This is a genomic window from Leuconostoc litchii (genome assembly GCF_008107645.1).
GTDB classification, from domain to species: domain Bacteria; phylum Bacillota; class Bacilli; order Lactobacillales; family Lactobacillaceae; genus Leuconostoc; species Leuconostoc litchii.
In genome coordinates, this window is the sequence record NZ_SDGY01000001.1 from 657,758 (window position 1) to 676,809 (window position 19,052).

At 35.5% G+C, this 19,052-nt stretch carries 22 protein-coding genes; 4 read left to right on the top strand and 18 right to left on the bottom strand.

Annotation, left to right across the window (positions count from 1 at the left end):
• Positions 1-166 precede the first annotated feature (166 nt).
• Genes ESZ47_RS03280 through ESZ47_RS03295 form a run of 4 tightly spaced genes read left to right on the top strand, consistent with a single transcriptional unit; the run spans position 167 to position 3,079 of the window.
• Complete coding sequence (locus ESZ47_RS03280; RefSeq protein ID WP_148604712.1) at positions 167-748, top strand: ECF transporter S component; 582 nt, start codon at positions 167-169, stop codon at positions 746-748.
• A complete protein-coding gene (locus tag ESZ47_RS03285) occupies positions 745-1,038 on the top strand; it encodes a thiamine-binding protein (protein WP_148604714.1) in 294 nt (97 codons plus the stop codon). Before ESZ47_RS03280 ends, ESZ47_RS03285 begins: the two co-directional genes overlap by 4 nt.
• Positions 1,039-1,070: 32 nt before the next feature.
• Positions 1,071-2,441, top strand: a complete 1,371-nt coding sequence (locus ESZ47_RS03290) for an ABC transporter ATP-binding protein (RefSeq protein ID WP_148604715.1) — start codon at positions 1,071-1,073, stop codon at positions 2,439-2,441.
• Complete coding sequence (locus ESZ47_RS03295) at positions 2,438-3,079, top strand: energy-coupling factor transporter transmembrane component T family protein (RefSeq protein WP_148604717.1); 642 nt, start codon at positions 2,438-2,440, stop codon at positions 3,077-3,079. Before ESZ47_RS03290 ends, ESZ47_RS03295 begins: the two co-directional genes overlap by 4 nt.
• On the opposite strand, the gene ESZ47_RS03300 is transcribed toward ESZ47_RS03295, so the two are convergent.
• From ESZ47_RS03300 to ESZ47_RS03385, 18 genes are all read right to left on the bottom strand, one after another.
• A complete protein-coding gene (locus ESZ47_RS03300; protein WP_148604719.1) occupies positions 3,063-3,824 on the bottom strand; it encodes a ribonuclease HII in 762 nt (253 codons plus the stop codon). The genes ESZ47_RS03295 and ESZ47_RS03300 overlap by 17 nt on opposite strands.
• Complete coding sequence (ylqF, locus tag ESZ47_RS03305; protein ID WP_148604721.1) at positions 3,817-4,674, bottom strand: ribosome biogenesis GTPase YlqF; 858 nt, start codon at positions 4,672-4,674, stop codon at positions 3,817-3,819. Before ylqF ends, ESZ47_RS03300 begins: the two co-directional genes overlap by 8 nt.
• Positions 4,675-4,695: 21 nt before the next feature.
• The gene (locus tag ESZ47_RS03310; protein WP_148604723.1) at positions 4,696-4,923 is read right to left on the bottom strand and encodes a YozE family protein; all 228 of its coding nucleotides are present in this window, start codon (positions 4,921-4,923) and stop codon (positions 4,696-4,698) included.
• Positions 4,910-5,521 carry a YpmS family protein gene (locus tag ESZ47_RS03315; RefSeq protein ID WP_148604724.1) on the bottom strand — a complete coding sequence of 204 codons (612 nt, stop codon included), beginning with the start codon at positions 5,519-5,521 and terminating at the stop codon, positions 4,910-4,912. Before ESZ47_RS03315 ends, ESZ47_RS03310 begins: the two co-directional genes overlap by 14 nt.
• Positions 5,503-6,414, bottom strand: a complete 912-nt coding sequence (locus ESZ47_RS03320; RefSeq protein ID WP_148604727.1) for an SGNH/GDSL hydrolase family protein — start codon at positions 6,412-6,414, stop codon at positions 5,503-5,505. The genes ESZ47_RS03315 and ESZ47_RS03320 overlap by 19 nt, the downstream gene beginning before the upstream one ends.
• Positions 6,415-6,509: 95 nt before the next feature.
• Positions 6,510-7,229: a nicotinamide mononucleotide transporter family protein gene (locus ESZ47_RS03325; protein WP_148604729.1), complete on the bottom strand. Its 720-nt coding sequence runs from the start codon at positions 7,227-7,229 to the stop codon at positions 6,510-6,512.
• 130 nt (positions 7,230-7,359) lie between these two features.
• Positions 7,360-7,908 (bottom strand): ECF transporter S component, encoded by a 549-nt coding sequence (locus ESZ47_RS03330; protein WP_148604731.1) that lies wholly within the window; start codon positions 7,906-7,908, stop codon positions 7,360-7,362.
• Positions 7,905-8,891 (bottom strand): nucleoside hydrolase, encoded by a 987-nt coding sequence (locus tag ESZ47_RS03335; RefSeq protein ID WP_148604733.1) that lies wholly within the window; start codon positions 8,889-8,891, stop codon positions 7,905-7,907. Before ESZ47_RS03335 ends, ESZ47_RS03330 begins: the two co-directional genes overlap by 4 nt.
• Before the next feature lie 180 nt (positions 8,892-9,071).
• Positions 9,072-9,926, bottom strand: coding sequence for a DegV family protein (locus tag ESZ47_RS03340; protein ID WP_148604735.1), 855 nt, complete (start codon positions 9,924-9,926; stop codon positions 9,072-9,074).
• A gap of 10 nt (positions 9,927-9,936) precedes the next feature.
• The gene (locus tag ESZ47_RS03345) at positions 9,937-10,434 is read right to left on the bottom strand and encodes a dihydrofolate reductase (RefSeq protein ID WP_148604736.1); all 498 of its coding nucleotides are present in this window, start codon (positions 10,432-10,434) and stop codon (positions 9,937-9,939) included.
• Positions 10,421-11,626 (bottom strand): CCA tRNA nucleotidyltransferase, encoded by a 1,206-nt coding sequence (locus ESZ47_RS03350; RefSeq protein ID WP_148604738.1) that lies wholly within the window; start codon positions 11,624-11,626, stop codon positions 10,421-10,423. The genes ESZ47_RS03345 and ESZ47_RS03350 overlap by 14 nt, the downstream gene beginning before the upstream one ends.
• Positions 11,627-11,666: 40 nt before the next feature.
• Positions 11,667-12,932 carry a tetratricopeptide repeat protein gene (locus tag ESZ47_RS03355; RefSeq protein ID WP_148604739.1) on the bottom strand — a complete coding sequence of 422 codons (1,266 nt, stop codon included), beginning with the start codon at positions 12,930-12,932 and terminating at the stop codon, positions 11,667-11,669.
• 12 nt (positions 12,933-12,944) lie between these two features.
• Positions 12,945-14,045, bottom strand: a complete 1,101-nt coding sequence (menC, locus tag ESZ47_RS03360) for an o-succinylbenzoate synthase (protein WP_148604741.1) — start codon at positions 14,043-14,045, stop codon at positions 12,945-12,947.
• Entirely contained in the window at positions 14,023-14,832 is an 810-nt protein-coding gene (menH, locus tag ESZ47_RS03365) for a 2-succinyl-6-hydroxy-2,4-cyclohexadiene-1-carboxylate synthase (RefSeq protein WP_148604743.1), read from the bottom strand. The genes menC and menH overlap by 23 nt, the downstream gene beginning before the upstream one ends.
• Positions 14,829-16,451: a 2-succinyl-5-enolpyruvyl-6-hydroxy-3-cyclohexene-1-carboxylic-acid synthase gene (menD, locus tag ESZ47_RS03370; protein WP_148604745.1), complete on the bottom strand. Its 1,623-nt coding sequence runs from the start codon at positions 16,449-16,451 to the stop codon at positions 14,829-14,831. The genes menH and menD overlap by 4 nt, the downstream gene beginning before the upstream one ends.
• Positions 16,432-17,631 carry an isochorismate synthase gene (locus ESZ47_RS03375; RefSeq protein WP_148604747.1) on the bottom strand — a complete coding sequence of 400 codons (1,200 nt, stop codon included), beginning with the start codon at positions 17,629-17,631 and terminating at the stop codon, positions 16,432-16,434. Before ESZ47_RS03375 ends, menD begins: the two co-directional genes overlap by 20 nt.
• Before the next feature lie 55 nt (positions 17,632-17,686).
• The gene (locus ESZ47_RS03380; protein WP_148604749.1) at positions 17,687-18,490 is read right to left on the bottom strand and encodes a hydroxymethylpyrimidine/phosphomethylpyrimidine kinase; all 804 of its coding nucleotides are present in this window, start codon (positions 18,488-18,490) and stop codon (positions 17,687-17,689) included.
• On the bottom strand, positions 18,490-18,960 hold the full coding sequence (locus ESZ47_RS03385; protein ID WP_148604751.1) for a hypothetical protein: 471 nt from the start codon (positions 18,958-18,960) through the stop codon (positions 18,490-18,492). Before ESZ47_RS03385 ends, ESZ47_RS03380 begins: the two co-directional genes overlap by 1 nt.
• Between the last annotated feature and the right edge of the window lie 92 nt (positions 18,961-19,052).

The window sequence follows — 19,052 nt, forward strand, 5'->3', positions numbered from 1 at the left end:
CAAGTATTGTATGATATCACTTAACTATTTTTAAGCCAGTCTTCTTACGAGGGCTGGCTTTTTATGTATCTAATTTGGCGGTAATTTTAGTTATTGTTGTCATTAATGTGTACAGACAGATTAACTATACATATTAAATGATGTGAATTTTGAGGAGGTTTTGCACATGTCTGCAAACAAATGGTCTTTGCGCGATGTTATATTCATCGCATTAATTGGTGTTTTTTTTGGATTTATTTTCTGGGCTTGGGCATTTGGTTATAATGTTATTGCAGCCTTTCTAACGCCCTTTGGTCTAAGTGCCTATGCAAATGATGCCACTTTAGGTCCTTGGTTGATGGCTGGCCCTATGGCTGGTTTTATCTTACGTCGTGCCGGTGCCTCTATCATAGGTGAAACATTGGGTGGTGTGATTGAAATGGTTTTCGGATCACAATGGGGTGTCATGAATATCGTATCTGCCCTTATTCAAGGTCTCGGTACCGAAATTGGATTTGCTGTCTATGGCTACCGTCGCTGGGACAAAACTAGCTTGTCTATGTCAGTTATTACAGTGACAATCGTGACATTCATTTGGGACTTATTTCGCAATGGCTACGCAAGTTATTCTATTGGATTATTGATTGGCTTATTTATCACGCGCTTAATTTCATCAGCAATATTTGCAGGTGTTATTGTCTACTTCACACAAAAACTAATTGCTAAATCAGGAATCCTAGATAGCAATAAAAATGAGGTTGTTTCATGATTTCAAGTATTGCCGTACAGGTGCTACCAATGACCTCAAACACTGAAGAAGTTATTCGTATTGTCGACCATGTGATTGACTATATCGATAAAAGCGGAGTTCATTATCAAGTAGGTGCTTTCGAGTCAACTTTAGAAGGTGATTACGATCAACTGATGAGTATCCTAAAAAATCTACCTAAAATTGCTGCAGAAGTCAGTAATACTCCGGTAATGGTTTATAGTAAAATAAATATGGCTACAAACTCCGATGTTTTAACTATTGCAGAGAAAACAGATAAGTATAGATAAGCGGATTTTCCGCGTACATAGGTAATTAAATTATGGTCACTCATTTAGAACATATTAGCTTGTCATATGGCAATAAAAAATTGTTGGATGACATTCATATGTCGCTAGATCCCAATAGTTTTAATCTTTTAATTGGTCCATCTGGGTCAGGAAAATCAACACTGCTCCGCATTTTTTCAGGACTTTATCCACAGCTTAAAGGTGAGGCTTTAGTTCATGATGAGAGAGTTACTAAATTATCAGCGAACAAAAAAGCAACATTTGTAGGATTCCTATTCCAGGATCCGGACACACAGTTTGCTATGACAACACCATTAAATGAACTAATATTTACATTAGAAAATTTACGAGTTTCACAAGAAGATATTCAAAAAAGAGCAGCGTCCGCGCTTGATTTTATTGGTATCTCACACCTTGCTAATCAAGACATTGCCACGTTATCTGGTGGTGAAAAACAAAAGGTTGCCTTAGCAATCATTGTAGCCATGCAAAGTAAATTACTGTTACTAGACGAACCATTCGCAAACATTGACATGCAATCTCGTCAATACCTTTTAACTAAGTTAAAAGAACTACAGCTAAAAGGCACAACAATTTTAATGACAGACCATGATTTACATGGATATGAAACATTAGCGGACAAAGTCTGGGAACTACGTGAGAAAAAAGTGTTTCCAGTTAATGATTTTGATCATCGTATAATCCCTGAAAAATATCTCTCCTTTCGACTGCCAAACATCGGTAATTTAGAATTGAGTAACTTTGCCCTATCTGTTGGTCAACGCAATTTGATTACCACTAACAACTTATTACTTGCTTCTGATGGGATTACATTGTTAACAGGCGCTAACGGTACTGGTAAATCTTCTTTATTTAATGCAATTTGTCGCTTATCTTCTTATCAAGGACAAATTGATTATTTAGGAAAAAATATTCAAAAAATAAAGATAGCCGAATATGCGAAACAGGTTGCTTTAGTATTTCAAAATCCTGAAAAACAATATTTGCGAATGACACTACATGAAGAACTTGCTTTAAGTGTGCAGTATGCAAAGCATCCTGAAAAATGGTCAGAAAGCGTTATCCTAAGTTATTTGAAACGCTTAAATTTAAATAACTTGCAAGATCATGTTGTCTATCAATTATCCGGTGGACAAAAGAAAAAGTTGCAGCTGCTCGTAATGCTAATTATCGGTACCCCTATACTTTTGTTAGACGAACCGATTGCTGGACTAGATAGTGAATCTGTATTGGTGGTAAGCCAAATGTTAAGAGAGATTGCTGATGCTGGTCAACAACGTTTTATCATTATTAGTCATCAACTCAATCATTTAGGTTCAGTGTGTGATTACCATTTAGCTCTAAAAAATCAAACATTGAAGTATACGGAGCACCTTTTATGAATCCAGTAGTTAAATTTTTACTTATTCTCGTGGTTAGTCTTGAAATGACTTTTGTGCTTAATTATCAAGTTAATCTTCTGATCATAGTAACCACAGGCCTTTATCTTCTTTTTTCAAGGCTATCTTGGCAACGGTACTTATTGCTTGTTATGATGCCTATTTTACCTGCTCTTGGAGCTTGGACATCATTTTCCATCTATGGTACACGAGATATGGCAATTATTATGGTCACACGTATTATTGCTTATATTTTTCTAGGTGCAGCATTCTCCTACACAACAGATATGATATTATTGCTAGATACCTTAGAACAAAGATTTCACTTGTCGACAACCTTTGTCTATGGACTCCGCGGTGCGTTAACTTTTGTGCCTCGTGTACGACAAGAAATAAAAATAATTCGAACGGCTGCTTTAATGCGTGGTGAATCACTATCTTTCTATTCTCCTCAACTTTTCTTTAAAGCAATTCTCGTGTCATTGCGATGGTCCACGCGACTTGCTGAAGCCATGGCTTCTCATGGTTTCACAGAGAACGCAGCACGCACTCATTTTCAAAGTATCACCATAAAAAAAAGAGACTGGATTATTGCAATCAGCCTCTTAATATTGTTACAGTTAGTTATATTATATCTTTAATTGGTGCAAATGTTTTACGATGAATCGGTGTAATACCGATTTTTTTTATGGCTTCGAGATGCTCTTTGGTTCCATAGCCAGCATTTTTTTCGAATCCATAACCAGGATATTGTAATGCATATTCCTTCATCAAACGGTCTCGCGTAACTTTAGCAATAATACTAGCTGCACCTATTGAATTACTACGCGCATCCCCTTTAATCAAAAATTCCTGTGGCAAATCAATATCCAATCTCATGGCATCAATCAACAATGCTTCTGGTTCAGGAGCCAATTGTTTAACTGCTTCTGTCATAGCGACTCTGGCCGCCTCATATATATTGATTTTGTCTATTATTGGTGAATCAACCAGACCAATGCCTATTGAAATAGCTTTTTCAATGATTTGATCGTATAATTCATCTCTTTTATGAAAAGAAAGTTGCTTTGAATCAATAACATCTATTATATCAAAATCATGAGGTAAAATAACTGCTGCTGCGATGACTGGGCCAGCAAGAGGTCCACGGCCCACCTCATCAATACCGGCAATTAAATCATATCCTTGTGACCAGTATTGTCGCTCAATATCAAAACGTGTTAAAAAATTCTCACGCTTAAGTCTCAACTTTTCTTTTCTATTTTGCCATGACTTCAAAGCATTTTGAACCCCGATTCGTTTATCTTGCTGCCAAATCACCAAACGTTCATCGCCATCATTCATTGTTTTCAGTTGTTGTTTAATACTAGCAATTGTCTCAGGCATGTTGTGTCTCAATTATGTCTAACGTGAAAGGACCTAACTTATTTTTACGTAAATCATTTAGTATGCGTTCACTGGCCTTGTCGTAATCGTCTTTAAATCCTAGTTTATTCGTAATAGACAATAATATATCAACATTCTCTTGTTGGTCAAAGATATCATGAGCTAAATGATATCTTTCAATAATAGCGTCTGGTCGGTAAGAACGGAAAAAATTGATTAAAAATAAGGCAGCATCATCTTTAGCAAAAATAGTATCTTTAACAGCACCAGTTAAAGCTAATTTCATACCTATATTTTGGTCTTCAAATTTAGGCCACAACACACCCGGTGAATCAAGCAATTCTAGTTTTGTAGGGGTTTTAAGCCAAGCAATTTTTTTAGTTACACCTGGTCGATCAGCTGTGGGAGCAACATTTTTCATGACTAAATGATTCAATAATGTCGACTTACCTACGTTAGGCACACCCGAAATCATTGCTCGAATAGGTTGATCTTGAATCCCCTTAGCTAACTGTGCCTCTTTTTTTGCTTCAACCGCTCGTCTTGCTGCTTTAGTAACTAATTGTGGGGTCCGTGGATCACGAGTATCAAGCACAAGAACGGTATGCCCCTGGTTTTCAAAATGTTTCTTCCAAGCTCGTGTTTGATCAGGATCTGCTAAGTCAGCTTTAGTCATAATTAATAAACGTGGTTTATTGCCAATAAGTTTATCAACTTCAGGATTACGTGAACTTTCTGGAATTCTTGCATCAACCAACTCAAAAACAACATCTACCAATTTCAGATTTTCTCGCATTAAGCGGAAAGCTTTGGCCATATGACCAGGAAACCATTGAATTATTTGTGCCATTAAACATATTTCCTTTCAAAATTAACGCTCTGCATTATATGTTGTCCAAGCATCATCGAACGTTGTCATACTCATAAGATAGCTGGCATTCTCTTCTAAATATTTAGATAATTCATCAAAATCACTACTTTGTTTTGGAAATGAAGCATCTAAAAATGCATTGTTTGCAAACTGTTGAATTTCATCAGCAGCAAGTGAATTTCGATTAGTCATCAACCAACTATAAAAAGAACGATCACTTTTTCTCATTCGACAGTCCTCCTTGGAAAATAAATTCATCTGAATCCATATTGACCACTTTTGCCTTGAATCGTATGCCTTGCGTTGTTGGTAGTTTACTCATGTCGATAAATATTTGTTTCTTTTTAGGTACAATCGTAACGTAATCTGGTGCATCATAACTTGATCTAACATAACTCATAACTGTTTTAATTGGCAGTGATAAATTTCCGATGGCTAATGATTTAGCATTTAAGATAATATTACCATTTGTCGTTAATTCAGGCTCCAAAGCCATACCAAAATTAAACTTCTGACCTAAAAACTTAGTACTCCCATACATCATTACTTGATCATCAATTTTAAATGTATACCCGCTATTGTTACTATCATTTAAATAATGAGCCGCTAAAGCATTAATTTGTTTTTTATTCAAAGTTACATCAAAGGTTGCATCTGATTTTTTAATTTTGGATACATTATCTTTTATTTTTACTGGACCTGTGGCATCATTAAAAAGATACAAACTACCAATCACTAATAGTAAAACTAATCCCCAAAAAAGCCAAAACCAAATTGGGAGTTTTTTAGTTATTTCTTTTGATCGTACTAACGTTTGATCAGCCATTGCTTTGTTTCCTTTTTCATTTTATTAAATAATTGCACTGTCATATAATTATATCCTTTATTATTAGGATGATAGTTATCATCGGTGCTAATCCAATCATTATTAATATTTTGTTTTCCCGTTAACACAGCAGTCATGGCAGCATTAGATTTTGTACTACTGTTCGAATCAGTAGATTGCTTAATCAGCTCCTTGCGCTCCGCAGATGTCGTGAATTGACCATATGTTAATTGAAAAATACTAACAAAGTAGGCATTACCATCTTTTTCAGCCACACTTTCATTAATGCCATTAAATAATTTGACATCATCATTAAAATCCGATCGATTCGCAAAGTGAACATATAATGGATTATAGTTACCAAATATAAAGATTGGTGCATGTGAATTATATGAACGAATGTCTCTCATCAGTGCAGATAAATTTTTTTGATAAGATTGTTTCCCCTGTCTAACTGCAGCGGATAATATGCTTGGTGACGTTGCATAAATATTTTTTAACAGTATCTGTTGTAGATCATTGCCACCTGAAGTCATGACAATGATATTAGCCTTTTTTAAGTGTGTTTGAAATTTTGTTTGCGTATCTAATCTTTTTTTAATTTGATCTGAACGGTCGCCTGCCTTACCAAAGTTACTTAACGTGACACTTATACCATATTCAGAACGAATTTTTTTCGCTACTCGACCAGAATATCCTTGAATATTTTTTTCATCACCAACACCTTCAGTCAAAGAGTCTCCAAGAGTTACTAAATCAATATGTGATACTTTTTTTGCTGTATCATTAGATTTATTTACGTTAATTTTCTGGTGTTCCCAGGTTTTAACCCCGTAAAACGCACTCATGCCAATCAGTAAGAGTACTATTAAACTAATGGCAAATTTTCGCATGTACAATTCTCCTGAAACTTTACTGGTAACCATTATAGCGTAAATAGACATTATGTACAAAAAACAAGTGAAATTACCTGTTTTTTATTTAGATTTTAATGCTTTTGTTCATGATATTTACGCTTTGCCCGCCAAACTGGATAAGCTACACTGCTATTGGCAATATAATATACATATTTACCAACGTTGGCAAAATTTCCTTGGGTTAACGCTTTAGCCAATTGAATAATGTTGTAAACAATCCAAAATAGCCACTGATCTTCAATTTTAAAAATATTCATAATATTTGGAATAAGTGATAGCGCAAAAACCGTACTAGATAGCCAAAATAAGGGGCTAAGGGTTTGAAAAGCGAGGTAATTCAGACCAAAACTCAGACCTATTGTACCAATAATGAGTAGCACAAATAACTTTTTAAAATCAAATAACCGGTTCACGCGCTGTTTACCATAATGTTTCCACCCACCAACAGCTGCTGCATTAATTAAAAAAGATACTGGATAAGTTAATATTGCACCGCGATTCCCTAAAATAAAATCAATCGTACCAGAAAGTAACGTATTACCCGTTCCAATGACATTTCCTAATTTATTTAAACGTGATGTCAAACGTGTAGATAGTATCGATAAACTAGACGATAAAACTGAAATCATACCAAATGGTACATATGTGGCCCAATGAACATGAGAAAAAAACGCTGTTACCGTTAAATTATTAAATAAATAACCTGAACTACAGGCAACAAATATTACAATCAGAATTCCTAAAATATCCACAAGCCATGAGCGATTAAGTTTCTGGACTAAAATAAGCATGGTAAAATATCTCCGTTTGTTTTTCGAGCACCGAAACGGCAACGTGCTCATCAGTTTGTTGTTATCGGGCCGATCTGCCGTGAACGCCCGAAATAGTTTTTAAAGGCATATTCAGGCCTTCGGTATCAAATCAACTAGTATGTACTCGAATAGCTACAATACTATATACTGCTGCCACAACATAAACTCCTATAATACGATCAAAATAATCTGTCCCAACTTGAACCAAAAAAACAGCTGTTCCCTGGCTTAATCCTAATCCATACAATAATTGTACAATAGCACTCGATCCAGAAGATGTAATACCATGAAATAAAATAACAGTAATAATTGAACTCACAATAGTTGCTGGTACAGATATAATCAAAGCTGACCACCAAATATTTTTAATATCTGTGACCTTTATCTTGTGATAAATGAAGCCTGCCATAATAGCTGTCACTATTTGACTAGGCATATAATAGATTGAAAAAACATCACCAGTTGTACCATTGATTAAGGCTGTCAATACACCCACAGCCACACCACCAATTGGACCAAAGAAAGCTGCACCTAATAACGTACCAATCGTGTCTAAGTAAACTGGTAATTTAGCCAATAATGCCACATGTCCACCAATTATATTAATAACAATAAATAGCGCAATTAAAGCAATTTGTTGCGTTGACATTCTTTTCATGATAATGCCTCAAGAGTTGTAGCGATGTGATTTATTTCCGTCAGTACAGTTTCTATCGGTATATTCAGTAAGCGTGCTATAATCTCTGACATAGCATGTAATGAATCAACCCTTGTTAAAATTACAGCATTGGCCTCCATATGCCAAATATCAGCAACATCTACAATACTCTGCCCTAACGCTATTCCTTCAGTGACAACTGTCACATACTTACTAATACCACTAGTATACTCAGGATAAAGTGCGTGAACAATAACTAATGGATCATTTATAACGGCTCCTAATACATGTTCTTGCGTCCAATGAAAATCAAAATAAAATTGAATTATCTTTGTAATAAACACAGATTTATCAGGACTGAGTCGCTGCATTAAAGATAATATATTTGGCGTCAATAACATTTTTCTAGTTATATCTAGTGGCACAATTTCAGCTACAATTGGACTGCTATTCAAAACATAATCTGCCGCATCAGGATCAACCCAAAAATTATATTCAGCTACTGGTGAAGTATTACCATTCGATTGATAGGCTCCACCCATAATAATCAAACGAGACATGTTTTGCCAAACTTCAGGTGTTTTTTGCATAGATATGGCGATATTTGTTAAGGGTCCTAAAGCTAACAACCAAACATCCTCATTATCAGTGAGTAATTGCTCGTAAGCCGAACTCGCATCTTTGTCAGCCATTTTAATTACTGCACTTGATATATCGCTTTCACCAAGACCATCTAATCCATGTGTATCTTGTGCGCTCACATATTCATGTTTCAAAGGCGCAGTTGCACCTTTGAAAACAGGAATATCGAGCCGACCAGCCTCCTCAAGTACTTTAAGTGCATTTTGTACACCTATTTCTGTAGGTACATTACCTTCAACGACAGTAATTCCGATGACATCTAATTCAGGAGAGTTTAGCGCCATCAGGATGGCTAAACTATCATCAATACCTGGGTCTGTGTCAATTATAATTTTTTGCATTTTATCTTTCCTTTCTTTCCTATGTACTGCTATTAAAATTAATAACAAGTACACTTGGTTTTTTATTCTGGGATTTTCCGAACCAGTCCGACAAATTTGTCGATTTTGATAAATGCCTTTTAAGTGTATCAATTTTAATGCAACAATAAAACCCCAGAAATACAATTCTGGGGTTTTATGCTACCTTGCACGGTACAATATGGCCAATGCACCAACGCCTGTGTGCGTTGAAATGATTGGCGTCGTGTTCAAAACTGGAATATCAATATCTGGCCAAATAGCATTTAACCGAGCAGCTATTTGGGCAGCTTCTTCAGGAATACCAGCGTGCGAAATACCGATAGCCAGTACTTCCTTGTATTCTTTCATTTTAGCAATAACATTATCATTAAATTTAGCTATTGTCTTCATGCCTCGACCCTTCAATAGAACTTCAACTGTACCATCATTTTTAGTTACGCCTGCACCAACTTTAATGTTTAACAAGTTACCAATAATACCTTGTGTCTTACTCAATCGACCACCTGCCACCATATTATTTAGAGAAGTAAAACTCAAAAATATGTGTGATTCATCTCGTGCTTGTGTTATAGCTGGTAATATTTCAGACATTGTAGAACCTTGTAAAGCCATTTCCGCTGCTTGCAAAACAACAAATGCCTGTGCTCGATCCGCTGCTAACGTATCAAATGTTGTAATTTTAGCGTTTGTCAATGCTGCTGCTTGTTCAGCAGCGCGGACAGTGCCTGATAAACCTGATGATAAATGTAAGCTTAAAATTTCTGAATCAGGGAATTGCTGATGTATTTCATCATATACAGCTTGAAAAGTACCAATTGAGGGTTGCGAAGTTTGTGGTAAACTATTACTTTCAATCATTTTTTCTAGAAATTCATCTCGCTGAATAGTTACGCCATCTTCATAAACTGTGCCATCAATTTGAACAGACAGTGGTACAATCTTAATATCATATTTTTCTATTTCTTCGGGTGTGAGTGCTACAGCTGAATCTGTAACTATTTTTATATTTGACATGTTTTTTTCCTTATATGCGTTCATACCGCTCTACAACGAATGCGTAATCGTGGCGATCGTCTTTAGCATGTGGTTCTCTTGATTTTAATTTAAATTTCTTTAGATTAATGTCATCAACAAAAGTATCACCATGAACGATACCATCAACACGAGTAATAATCAAATCAGTTGCATAAGGCATAAATTCACGATAAATAGTTGCTCCACCAGCTATAGACACCTCTTGTCGTTCATTTGATATTAAGTTCAAAGCCTCTTCGACTGAATGAACAACTTTCACTTCAGGGTAATCTGTATGCCAATCAGCTTGCTGAGTCATGACAACGCTTGTCCGATTGGGCAGTGGACGACCGATGCTAAGCCATGTGGAACGCCCCATAATCATCAATGTATTGACTGTTTCATCACGAAATAATTTAAGATCGTCTGGCATATTCCAAGGAATGTCACCATTTTTTCCAATCGCATGTTCTTGATCCTCGGCCCATACCATTTTAACCTTGACCATTTAAGTACTCCTTTGCAAACTTTTTGAGTGCCTCATAATTATTTGGCAATTCACCAATAACCACTGCATATTCAATTTTTTTTAGCAGATTTCCTAATAAAGGCCCTGGTTTAATCACGCCGTCACGAATTAATTGTCCACCACTAATATTCAGTTCAGCATTTTTTGTAATCGGTAACATCTTTATTATATGACTTATTCGTTGAATTGTCTCTAAGTCTCTGCCTGTTAGCCTCAAAACTTCAAGTAACGTGTTATGATGATCATAAGCTTGATAAATATCAAATACTGTGATATTTTTTAAATTATTTACAAGAGGAACGACTGCATTCGCAGCTTTCATGACGTCACGGCTCATTTTCCAATCATACATAAACTGCTGAAGTTGATTTTTATCAAAACCTGCTCTTACTAACAGATGCACCCAAGCAACCATATAGTTTGAAGCTTGATCATGTTCCAAATCATCCATTAGTAAAGACCAATTACGAATAGCCGGACCAGGTAGATAATTCATAACTTTACTAGTTAAAGCTATTTTCAAACTGTTAGCAGCTTGAGCCCCTAATAATAATTTTTCGAATTCAACACGAATACGCTCAACAGCAATTTTCTCTAAATTAGGCGCTAACTCAATTAAGGCTTTTCGTGTATCACTCTCAATATTAAAGTTAAGTTGTGCACTAAAACGTAGGGCCCGCATCATTCTTAAGGCATCCTCTGTAAAACGTTGCTCTGCATTTCCAACAGCACGAATGACATTATTTTTCAAATCATCTAAACCATGAAACAAATCTATTACTTGACCATCGTATCGCATAGCAAGAGCGTTAATTGTGAAATCTCGTCGTTTGAGATCTTCTTCTAGACTTCTCACAAAGGTAACACTATCTGGTCGTCTAAAATCTGTATAGGTTGATTCAACACGAAAAGTGGTAATCTCATAACCGGTGCCTTGATTTAAAACCATCACCGTACCATGTTGAATACCAGTATCAACTGTGTGATTAAATAGTGATTTTATTTCTTCTGGAAAAGCGCTGCTAGCAATGTCAACATCATGAATTGGTTTTCCCAGAAGCGTGTCACGAACTGAACCACCAACAAAATAAGCCTCATATCCCGCTGCTTCTAATTTAGCTAGTATTGGTTGTGCTACTATAAATTCTTTAGGTAACTGTGTAATTTTCATATATAGTTTATTCTACCAAAGATAGACACTTTTTGTGTTCTTAAAATTTTGCATCTTCAAGTTTCATCTGCATATCAACATCATCTGGTGCAATCTGCAAGTAATGGTTCATCATGTTTATTTCGTTCTCACGTTGTCCTTGCTCATGGTACCAATCAATTATATCCTGTAAAAATGAAACATTTTCTTCAAAAAATGGCAATGCTAACATCCAATACTTGTTTGCTTGAGAGATCGCCTCAATTTGATAATTGGCTCGTGCCAAATGCCAATAAAACATGGGATCAATAATGTTATCCTGAATATACTTCTCTAGTAATTGAATATCTGCTTCATATTCATATTGCTTTAAAAGTAAATCGGACAAGGCAATAATTGTTGTTACGTCAGCGTTATCTAACGCCAAAGCCTGTTTATAGTAATTTTTGGCTTGATCTAAATCATCAAGCTTATCGGCAACTAGGCCAGCTAAACGATACAATAATTCATTCGTTTCGTCTTGAGCTAAACCTTCTTGATAAACACGATATGCATCTTCAAATTTCTGCTGTTGTTCGTAAGCTTGCCCTAAAAGAGGATAAATAGATGTATACTTTGAATCGATATCTAAAATCTCATTAAACAATTTTATAGCTTCATCAATTCGTTCATTTTCTTGATATAAAATGGCTAGTTGAAAACGCGTGTCTAATGTCATCCGTTCTGGTTTAATTTGTTCCAGATACCCCATCGCATTTTCATAATTGCCAATTTGCGCATAGGCCATACCAATTCTTGCTACAATATCAACACGACTAATTTCACGATGCCCTGTCATTAACAATGCTCGATAACGTGGAACAGCTTTAGCATAGTTTTGATTAGAATAGTAATACTCTGCTAAAGCAAATTGGATAACTTCCTCATCAGGTGCGATTTTTTCTGCTTTCAACAAGCTGTTTTCAGCAGATTCACTCAATCCTTCTGATTGATAAAGGTCAGCTTTCACTAATAATGCCTTTATATAGGAGGAGGAATTAGATGATATTTGTGCTAGATAATCTTGTGCTTCATCAATTTCACCATCTTCAATAGCTATATCTGCCAAAGCTGTTCGTAATTCATCTTCTTCAGGGTATTTTTCAAGTAATTTTTTGTAGGCCCGCCGTGACTGATTTAAAAATCCAAGCGCATAAAGTTCCTCTGCTAAACTATAAATTAAATCATCGTTATCTTTTCTTAAAGATTGTGCAAAAAGTTTTTTAGCATCCTCAAGCTGACCGCTAGACAAGGCGTCGAGCATTTGTTGTGCATAATTCGTTGTCATAATATCCTCATTTTAATAGTTTATCGTAAATGTATCGGCTACTTGTAAGTTGGAAATCACATCGAAATCCATTGTAGCGCCAATACCATAATTATTTGGAACTTTTATAGTGCCATTTTCAACAGTTAAGTGTTCTTTAATAATATCGTCTTGAAAATAGCGAAGACTATCTGAAATATCTCCCGGAAATGCAATTTTTGGTAAACTACTAAGCGCTAAATCAACACTCCTGCCTAAACCACTGGTCAACATACCGCCAATCCAAGGTTTACTTACTAACCTAATCGCTAACAAAGCATTTGAAATACCGCCAATTTTCCCCTGCTTGACTGTCAATGCATTAGCTGAGCGGCATTGTAGCATTGTATAAACGTCACTAATGTTATTAACTGATTCATCTAAACTAATGTTTTTCTTTATTTCAGCCTGCATTTTAGCATGTTCTACAAAATCGGTTTCACCAAATGGCTGTTCAATAAAGTCAATATTATCAGGTAAATCATCAGCCTGTTTCATATTGTCAATCGTAAAGCTACTGTTTGCATCAATTGAAAACCGTTGTTTAGGGTATCTTTCCAATAATTGACTCAAAGCTTTAAAATCATTAGTTCGTCCGTCAATTTTAATTTTAATCCTTTGATATTTCTGAACCAAATTAAAATCCAACTGATCTGTTAAACCAACAGCAAGGCCAACCGCAACTTCTTTTCCCTGCCCATGTATCATTTGTTGTAATGACTGCTGTGTAAACTTTCCGAGCGCATCCCAAACTGCCATCTCTAAGGCAGCTTTAGCAAATGACGCAAATGGTGTCAGCTGATTCAAATATGCTGAAAATGATTCAGGATTACTAAAAGAATAACGTTTAAGCTGTGGTAATAATAAAGTTTTTAAAACTTCACGACTCACATACTGATTCTCCGATGCATAAGAAAAATCATCAAAAGACTGTACTTCACCATACCCTTTGACTATTTGACCATTAAACTGGTCTAACACTTGCATCACTACAATGGTTAAAGGACGATTTTTGACTGTATGATGCGCAGTTTTAAAAGGATGTAAAAGTTCCAATGAAATAGGGATTAAACTAATTCTTTTTATTTGATACATGTAACACCTCAACAAACTTAGCTGGTTGTTCAAAATGAACATTATGACCTGCATTTTGAGTAATTGTCAAAAGTGCGTTGGGCAATAATGTCAACATATTTTGAGCTATATCAATAAATTTATTATCTAACTCACCAACAATTAACTGAGTTGGTATATCCAAAGTTTTCAAATTTGGCCAATAGTTTTTTTGAACACCCGTCCCCATATAACGCAGTGAATTGGCAACATTAATTGGATTTTGATTAATTCGTTGTTCATGCATAAATTTTTTTTGCGCTACTGTGACATTTTGTTGCGTTGAAAAAAGTGGCATTTTTTCCCAAGAAGCAACAAAATCAGCAAAATTATCTTCAATTTGTTCAGCTTTTTGAAAATCAGCTTGACATCGTACATCACGTTCTTGCGGTGTTTTCAATCCAGCAGTAGCGCTTTCTAGATATAACTGATGCACAAGATATGGATGGCTAATTGCAAAGCCTAGAGCGAGACGTCCCCCCATTGAATAACCTAATAATTTGATATCATGCCAATCTAATTGTTTCAAAATATGAACTAAATCATCAATCTGATTGCTCATCCGGAACTGCTCAGGGGCAACTGTCGGCATTTTGTCACCAAATCCCAGTAAATCAATCGTTAGTACTTGTCCAGGTAAGCGACGAATAATCTGATCGAAATCATGATGTGAACCCATAAATCCATGTAACAGTAACCACTTTACGTTATCCTTATTGTTAACTGTTACTTGAACATTATAACAATACTCCTTCGTGTCTATTCTCATTTTAATAGCCTCAATGCATTATTATGATCAATTTTATTTTGCCGACGATTACTCTGATATTCGATTAGTCTAGTGCCTGTCACTGGTATTTTTAAAATATCGCTTAACTCTTCTGGAACATTTAGTTTAGTGTAATGTAAATCATACAGATGAGCAATTTTAGAGACATCAATATTCAATGGTGTACCAAATAATTGCTCAAAATATTCTGACACTTCTGCCTGTGGCAAAAATGAAAAAATTCCACCACCATTATTATTAATCACCACAATGTCTAATGGTAACAAATAATTTTTAGCCATCATCAATCCATTCATATCATGAAATAAGGTTAAATCTCCTGTCAACAATAAACTTCGTTGTTGCCTACTAGCAGCCATCCCCAAGGCACTAGAAATCACACCATCAATACCATTAGCACCCCGATTTGCAAATACATTTTTCGTATGCAGTCCCGAAAAAAAATTATCCATATCACGTATAGGCATGCTGTTTGCTACAAAAATGTGTGTGTTATCAGCTACAGCATTATCTATTGCAGGCACAACGCTCATTTCATTATCTACACTTTGAGATTTTGGAAGCACTTGCCACTTTTGGTTAAAACTCTTCTGCTCATCAGATAAAGTTAGTTGACTACTATTTAGGAAGCTCTTTGGTGCCATATTTATTGCACGTGAAATATGCCTCGTATGGTCTGTTCCGGCATCTTCATCAATATGCCAAGTTTCAATATGTCGATTTTTCAACCATTGTAATACTCGAGCTGAAACTGGTGTTTTTCCAAATCTAATAACTAAGTCAGGGTTTAATTCTACTGGAATTCGATTCATTTCCAATAGCATATCAATTCCATAAACAGTATTTCCACCCCGACTGCGGCTCAATACATCTGTGATAACCGGCACATGATTTTCCGCAGCAAACTGATTCAAAACTTCATCGTAGCTATTTAACACATTTGGTCCAGCTAATATTAGCAGTCGTTTCGCATGAATTAAAATTGGCTGATATTGAGGTACTTGTTCTTCAAAAGTTAAAGGCTTAACCGTTATTTTGTGTGAATCTTTCAATATAGGCATTAACGGTTTTCTCAAGGGCAAATTAATTTGTATTGGTCCGCGAGGAACCATCATCGATAGATGAACCAGTCTCTGTATCATAAAATCAATGTAATTCGTAACATCACTGTGTTGATCTTGTAAATTAATTTCAATGGCTTCTTTTGTCTGATGTCCAAATAAATTATTTTGAGAAATTGTCTGTGGTGCACCGTTGTGCTGTAGTTCTTGCGGACGATCTGTAGATAACACAACCAGTGGTACACTAGAAACACTAGCCTCGGCTATGGCAGGCATATATTCAGCTATTGCTGTACCAGATGTACCTAGTAATACAACCGGCTCCAAAACTGTTTTAGCTATGCCCAAGGCAAAAAAGCCAGCTGACCGTTCATCAACATCAACAAATAAATTAATTGCTTGATTATTTTCTGCATATTCTGCCAAAAGTAATGCAATTGGTGTGCTTCGTGATCCAGGGGATATCACAAAATACCGTACACCACTCTCAAAAAGCGTGTAAAGCAAATGTTTTGTATTAAACGTTAGTGCATCCATTCGTTGATAGTTCCTCTAATAGCTCATGCATTGGTTGAAATTTCAAACTTGTTTCATAAAATTCTTGTTGACTATCTGAATCAACTACAATACCAGCACCTGCAAACAAGCGCGCATTTTTACCATTGACATACATAGATCTGATCCCCACAACAAATTCACCAATGTTATCTCGTGTAAAATAGCCCACTGGTGAAGCAAATAGACCACGTGTCATCATCTCGTGATTACGAATATAATCCATTGCCTTTTGCTGTGGCACACCACCTAAAGCTGGTGTTGGATGTAGTTTATATACAATATTTCTAATTGAAACATTTGTATTTATTCTACCAACAATAGGTGTGTATAGATGCTGTACTTGCTTGTTTTTCAACAATACAGGGCTAGTAGGTATATGCAATGTTGATGTTACGTCATGCAATTGTTGAACAATACTACGAACAACATATTCATGTTCTTCATTATTTTTTTTGCTGCGCAATAATATTTTACCAAAAGCATCATCTTCTGATTCATTTTTTCCGCGTTGTATTGTTCCAGCAACAGCAGCCGTTTCTAAATGGTCATGGCTAATCTTAATTAGCCGTTCTGGTGTTGCTGTAATGAATAGTTCATGACCCTTTTTAATCATTACATGATAAATATTTTTTTGTTTTCTAAGCACTGGCACCAAAGTCGTCAATGACAATGTGTTTGAAAATTGAAGCTGTTGTTGCCGACCAAAAACAACTTTTTGTATGGATTCTTGTTTTTTTAGTTCATTAATTAGTGACTGTACCCTACTAGACCAATCATTTTCGTTATGTTCTTCAACAATCTGCACTGGTTGAGAATTTTTAAACTGAACTTTTTTTAAACAGGCATCAATCGTTATTAAATTAGATAGAAGTTTATCATCCTCTAATACTACTATAATTTCTGGTTCAAACCAAAAGCCATTCATAATCCCTGTATCTAGTTGATTATCAAAAGATTTTGCTCCAAAAACTATCGACTCAGTTGCATTGGGCATTTCTGTCCATGTTTGTTTTTGTCCAAATCCATAGATAATACTTTTACCGTCATTGGTTTCAAAAAAAGCCCCAACTTCAACATCATCCAGAAGTTGATTTAATAAAATATAATCGTTTGACCGTAACTTACGTTGATATGTTAATAATTGATTTATGCTTATCATTTCACATGTACCCTTAACATATAAAAAGCAACAGATAATAATCTGTCGCTTCTCTTTAGTTTTTTCGCAACCGTCTAGCAGCTTGCCAAACATTCCCTACTTCAAAGTTTTTATTTAATAGAACACCGTTTTCAATACCTGAACGAACAAATGATTCTGAATCAAGAATAGCATTTTCTATCGTTGTTCTTGCAATGTTTGCCGCAATACCAGATGAAAAAGTGCATCCTGAACCATTATTCATCGGTAATACAGTCACTATCTTGTCTTGTTCAAATACTTTGTAATGATTGTCTTTAAACAAAAGCGTAATAACTTTACTTCCAGGAAGTCTTGCACCACTTTTAATCACCACATTTTGAACACCGAAATCAGCAATAATTTTCGCTGCTACTTTCATATCATCAATACTTTTAATTGTTATATTGCTTAGCATTTGAGCTTCACTTAGGTTTGGTGTAACAACAGTAGCCAACGGTAACAACTTTTGCTTAATTTGATCAGCTAAGTAATTAGTGTTTGCAGTGTCCGACTCTTTAAAGACCATCACTGGATCAACCACAATAGGCACGTTTACCTGTGATAAATAATTAGCAACTAAATCAATGATATTAACCGTCGGTAACAAACCAACTTTGATGACTACAATATCATCCAAAGCTAATACTGAATCCAATTGCGCTCTAATCAAATCGACATCAACTGGTGAAATTCGAAAATTATCCATCGTTACTGTCACAATACTTGTGATGACGCTTAATCCAAAATACCCAAACTCATTAAACGTAGCTAAATCCGCCTGAATACCTCCACCAGAAAGTGAATCAGATCCAGCGATTGTTAAAATCTTATCAGCCATTATTGAGCAGCCGATGCTGTAAAGCTAATATTTGTACCATCGTCGGTGATTTGTGTTACGATTGCATCATTTCCACCCGACGTGATATTCCAAGAATAAGTACTCCTATTAGCTTTAGCCCATTGAATGGCCTCACTAATAGTTTTACCTTTCAATTGAGATGAATCAGACGTACTGCTCGAAGATGAAGAGCTAGAGCTACTTGACGAAGAACTTGATTCACTTGATGTTTTCTCTGAGCTACTTGAGTCGCTTTCCTCTGAAGTAGAATCAGAAGTCTCATCAACTGTACTATTCGTACTTGCCTTCTGTTCGATAGGTGTCGTTGTTTTTTGAGCGGTTGAATAGTTTAAGTATATGAAAATACTTAGCCCAATAATAATCAAAACTACCAACACAATGAAGAAATTTCGTACTGGGTGCTTTTTTTTATAAAATTGTGGTCTTCTATAATTATTATAATCTGCCATATTAACCTCTAATCATTAACTATTATTATATCAAATACCGTAATAAATTTCCTACCATATGTGTGGTATGATTAATTTTACGAAATATGGTG

Bases quoted from the DNA above. Each gene is read 5' to 3' on its own strand.
- ESZ47_RS03280 (WP_148604712.1), top strand. From the start codon at position 167: ATGTCTGCAAACAAATGGTCTTTGCGCGATGTTATATTCATCGCATTA.
- ESZ47_RS03285 (WP_148604714.1), top strand. From the start codon at position 745: ATGATTTCAAGTATTGCCGTACAGGTGCTACCAATGACCTCAAACACT.
- ESZ47_RS03290 (WP_148604715.1), top strand. From the start codon at position 1,071: ATGGTCACTCATTTAGAACATATTAGCTTGTCATATGGCAATAAAAAA.
- ESZ47_RS03295 (WP_148604717.1), top strand. From the start codon at position 2,438: ATGAATCCAGTAGTTAAATTTTTACTTATTCTCGTGGTTAGTCTTGAA.
- ESZ47_RS03300 (WP_148604719.1), bottom strand. From the start codon at position 3,824: ATGCCTGAGACAATTGCTAGTATTAAACAACAACTGAAAACAATGAAT.
- ylqF (WP_148604721.1), bottom strand. From the start codon at position 4,674: ATGGCACAAATAATTCAATGGTTTCCTGGTCATATGGCCAAAGCTTTC.
- ESZ47_RS03310 (WP_148604723.1), bottom strand. From the start codon at position 4,923: ATGAGAAAAAGTGATCGTTCTTTTTATAGTTGGTTGATGACTAATCGA.
- ESZ47_RS03315 (WP_148604724.1), bottom strand. From the start codon at position 5,521: ATGGCTGATCAAACGTTAGTACGATCAAAAGAAATAACTAAAAAACTC.
- ESZ47_RS03320 (WP_148604727.1), bottom strand. From the start codon at position 6,414: ATGCGAAAATTTGCCATTAGTTTAATAGTACTCTTACTGATTGGCATG.
- ESZ47_RS03325 (WP_148604729.1), bottom strand. From the start codon at position 7,229: ATGCTTATTTTAGTCCAGAAACTTAATCGCTCATGGCTTGTGGATATT.
- ESZ47_RS03330 (WP_148604731.1), bottom strand. From the start codon at position 7,908: ATGAAAAGAATGTCAACGCAACAAATTGCTTTAATTGCGCTATTTATT.
- ESZ47_RS03335 (WP_148604733.1), bottom strand. From the start codon at position 8,891: ATGCAAAAAATTATAATTGACACAGACCCAGGTATTGATGATAGTTTA.
- ESZ47_RS03340 (WP_148604735.1), bottom strand. From the start codon at position 9,926: ATGTCAAATATAAAAATAGTTACAGATTCAGCTGTAGCACTCACACCC.
- ESZ47_RS03345 (WP_148604736.1), bottom strand. From the start codon at position 10,434: ATGGTCAAGGTTAAAATGGTATGGGCCGAGGATCAAGAACATGCGATT.
- ESZ47_RS03350 (WP_148604738.1), bottom strand. From the start codon at position 11,626: ATGAAAATTACACAGTTACCTAAAGAATTTATAGTAGCACAACCAATA.
- ESZ47_RS03355 (WP_148604739.1), bottom strand. From the start codon at position 12,932: ATGACAACGAATTATGCACAACAAATGCTCGACGCCTTGTCTAGCGGT.
- menC (WP_148604741.1), bottom strand. From the start codon at position 14,045: ATGTATCAAATAAAAAGAATTAGTTTAATCCCTATTTCATTGGAACTT.
- menH (WP_148604743.1), bottom strand. From the start codon at position 14,832: ATGAGAATAGACACGAAGGAGTATTGTTATAATGTTCAAGTAACAGTT.
- menD (WP_148604745.1), bottom strand. From the start codon at position 16,451: ATGGATGCACTAACGTTTAATACAAAACATTTGCTTTACACGCTTTTT.
- ESZ47_RS03375 (WP_148604747.1), bottom strand. From the start codon at position 17,631: ATGATAAGCATAAATCAATTATTAACATATCAACGTAAGTTACGGTCA.
- ESZ47_RS03380 (WP_148604749.1), bottom strand. From the start codon at position 18,490: ATGGCTGATAAGATTTTAACAATCGCTGGATCTGATTCACTTTCTGGT.
- ESZ47_RS03385 (WP_148604751.1), bottom strand. From the start codon at position 18,960: ATGGCAGATTATAATAATTATAGAAGACCACAATTTTATAAAAAAAAG.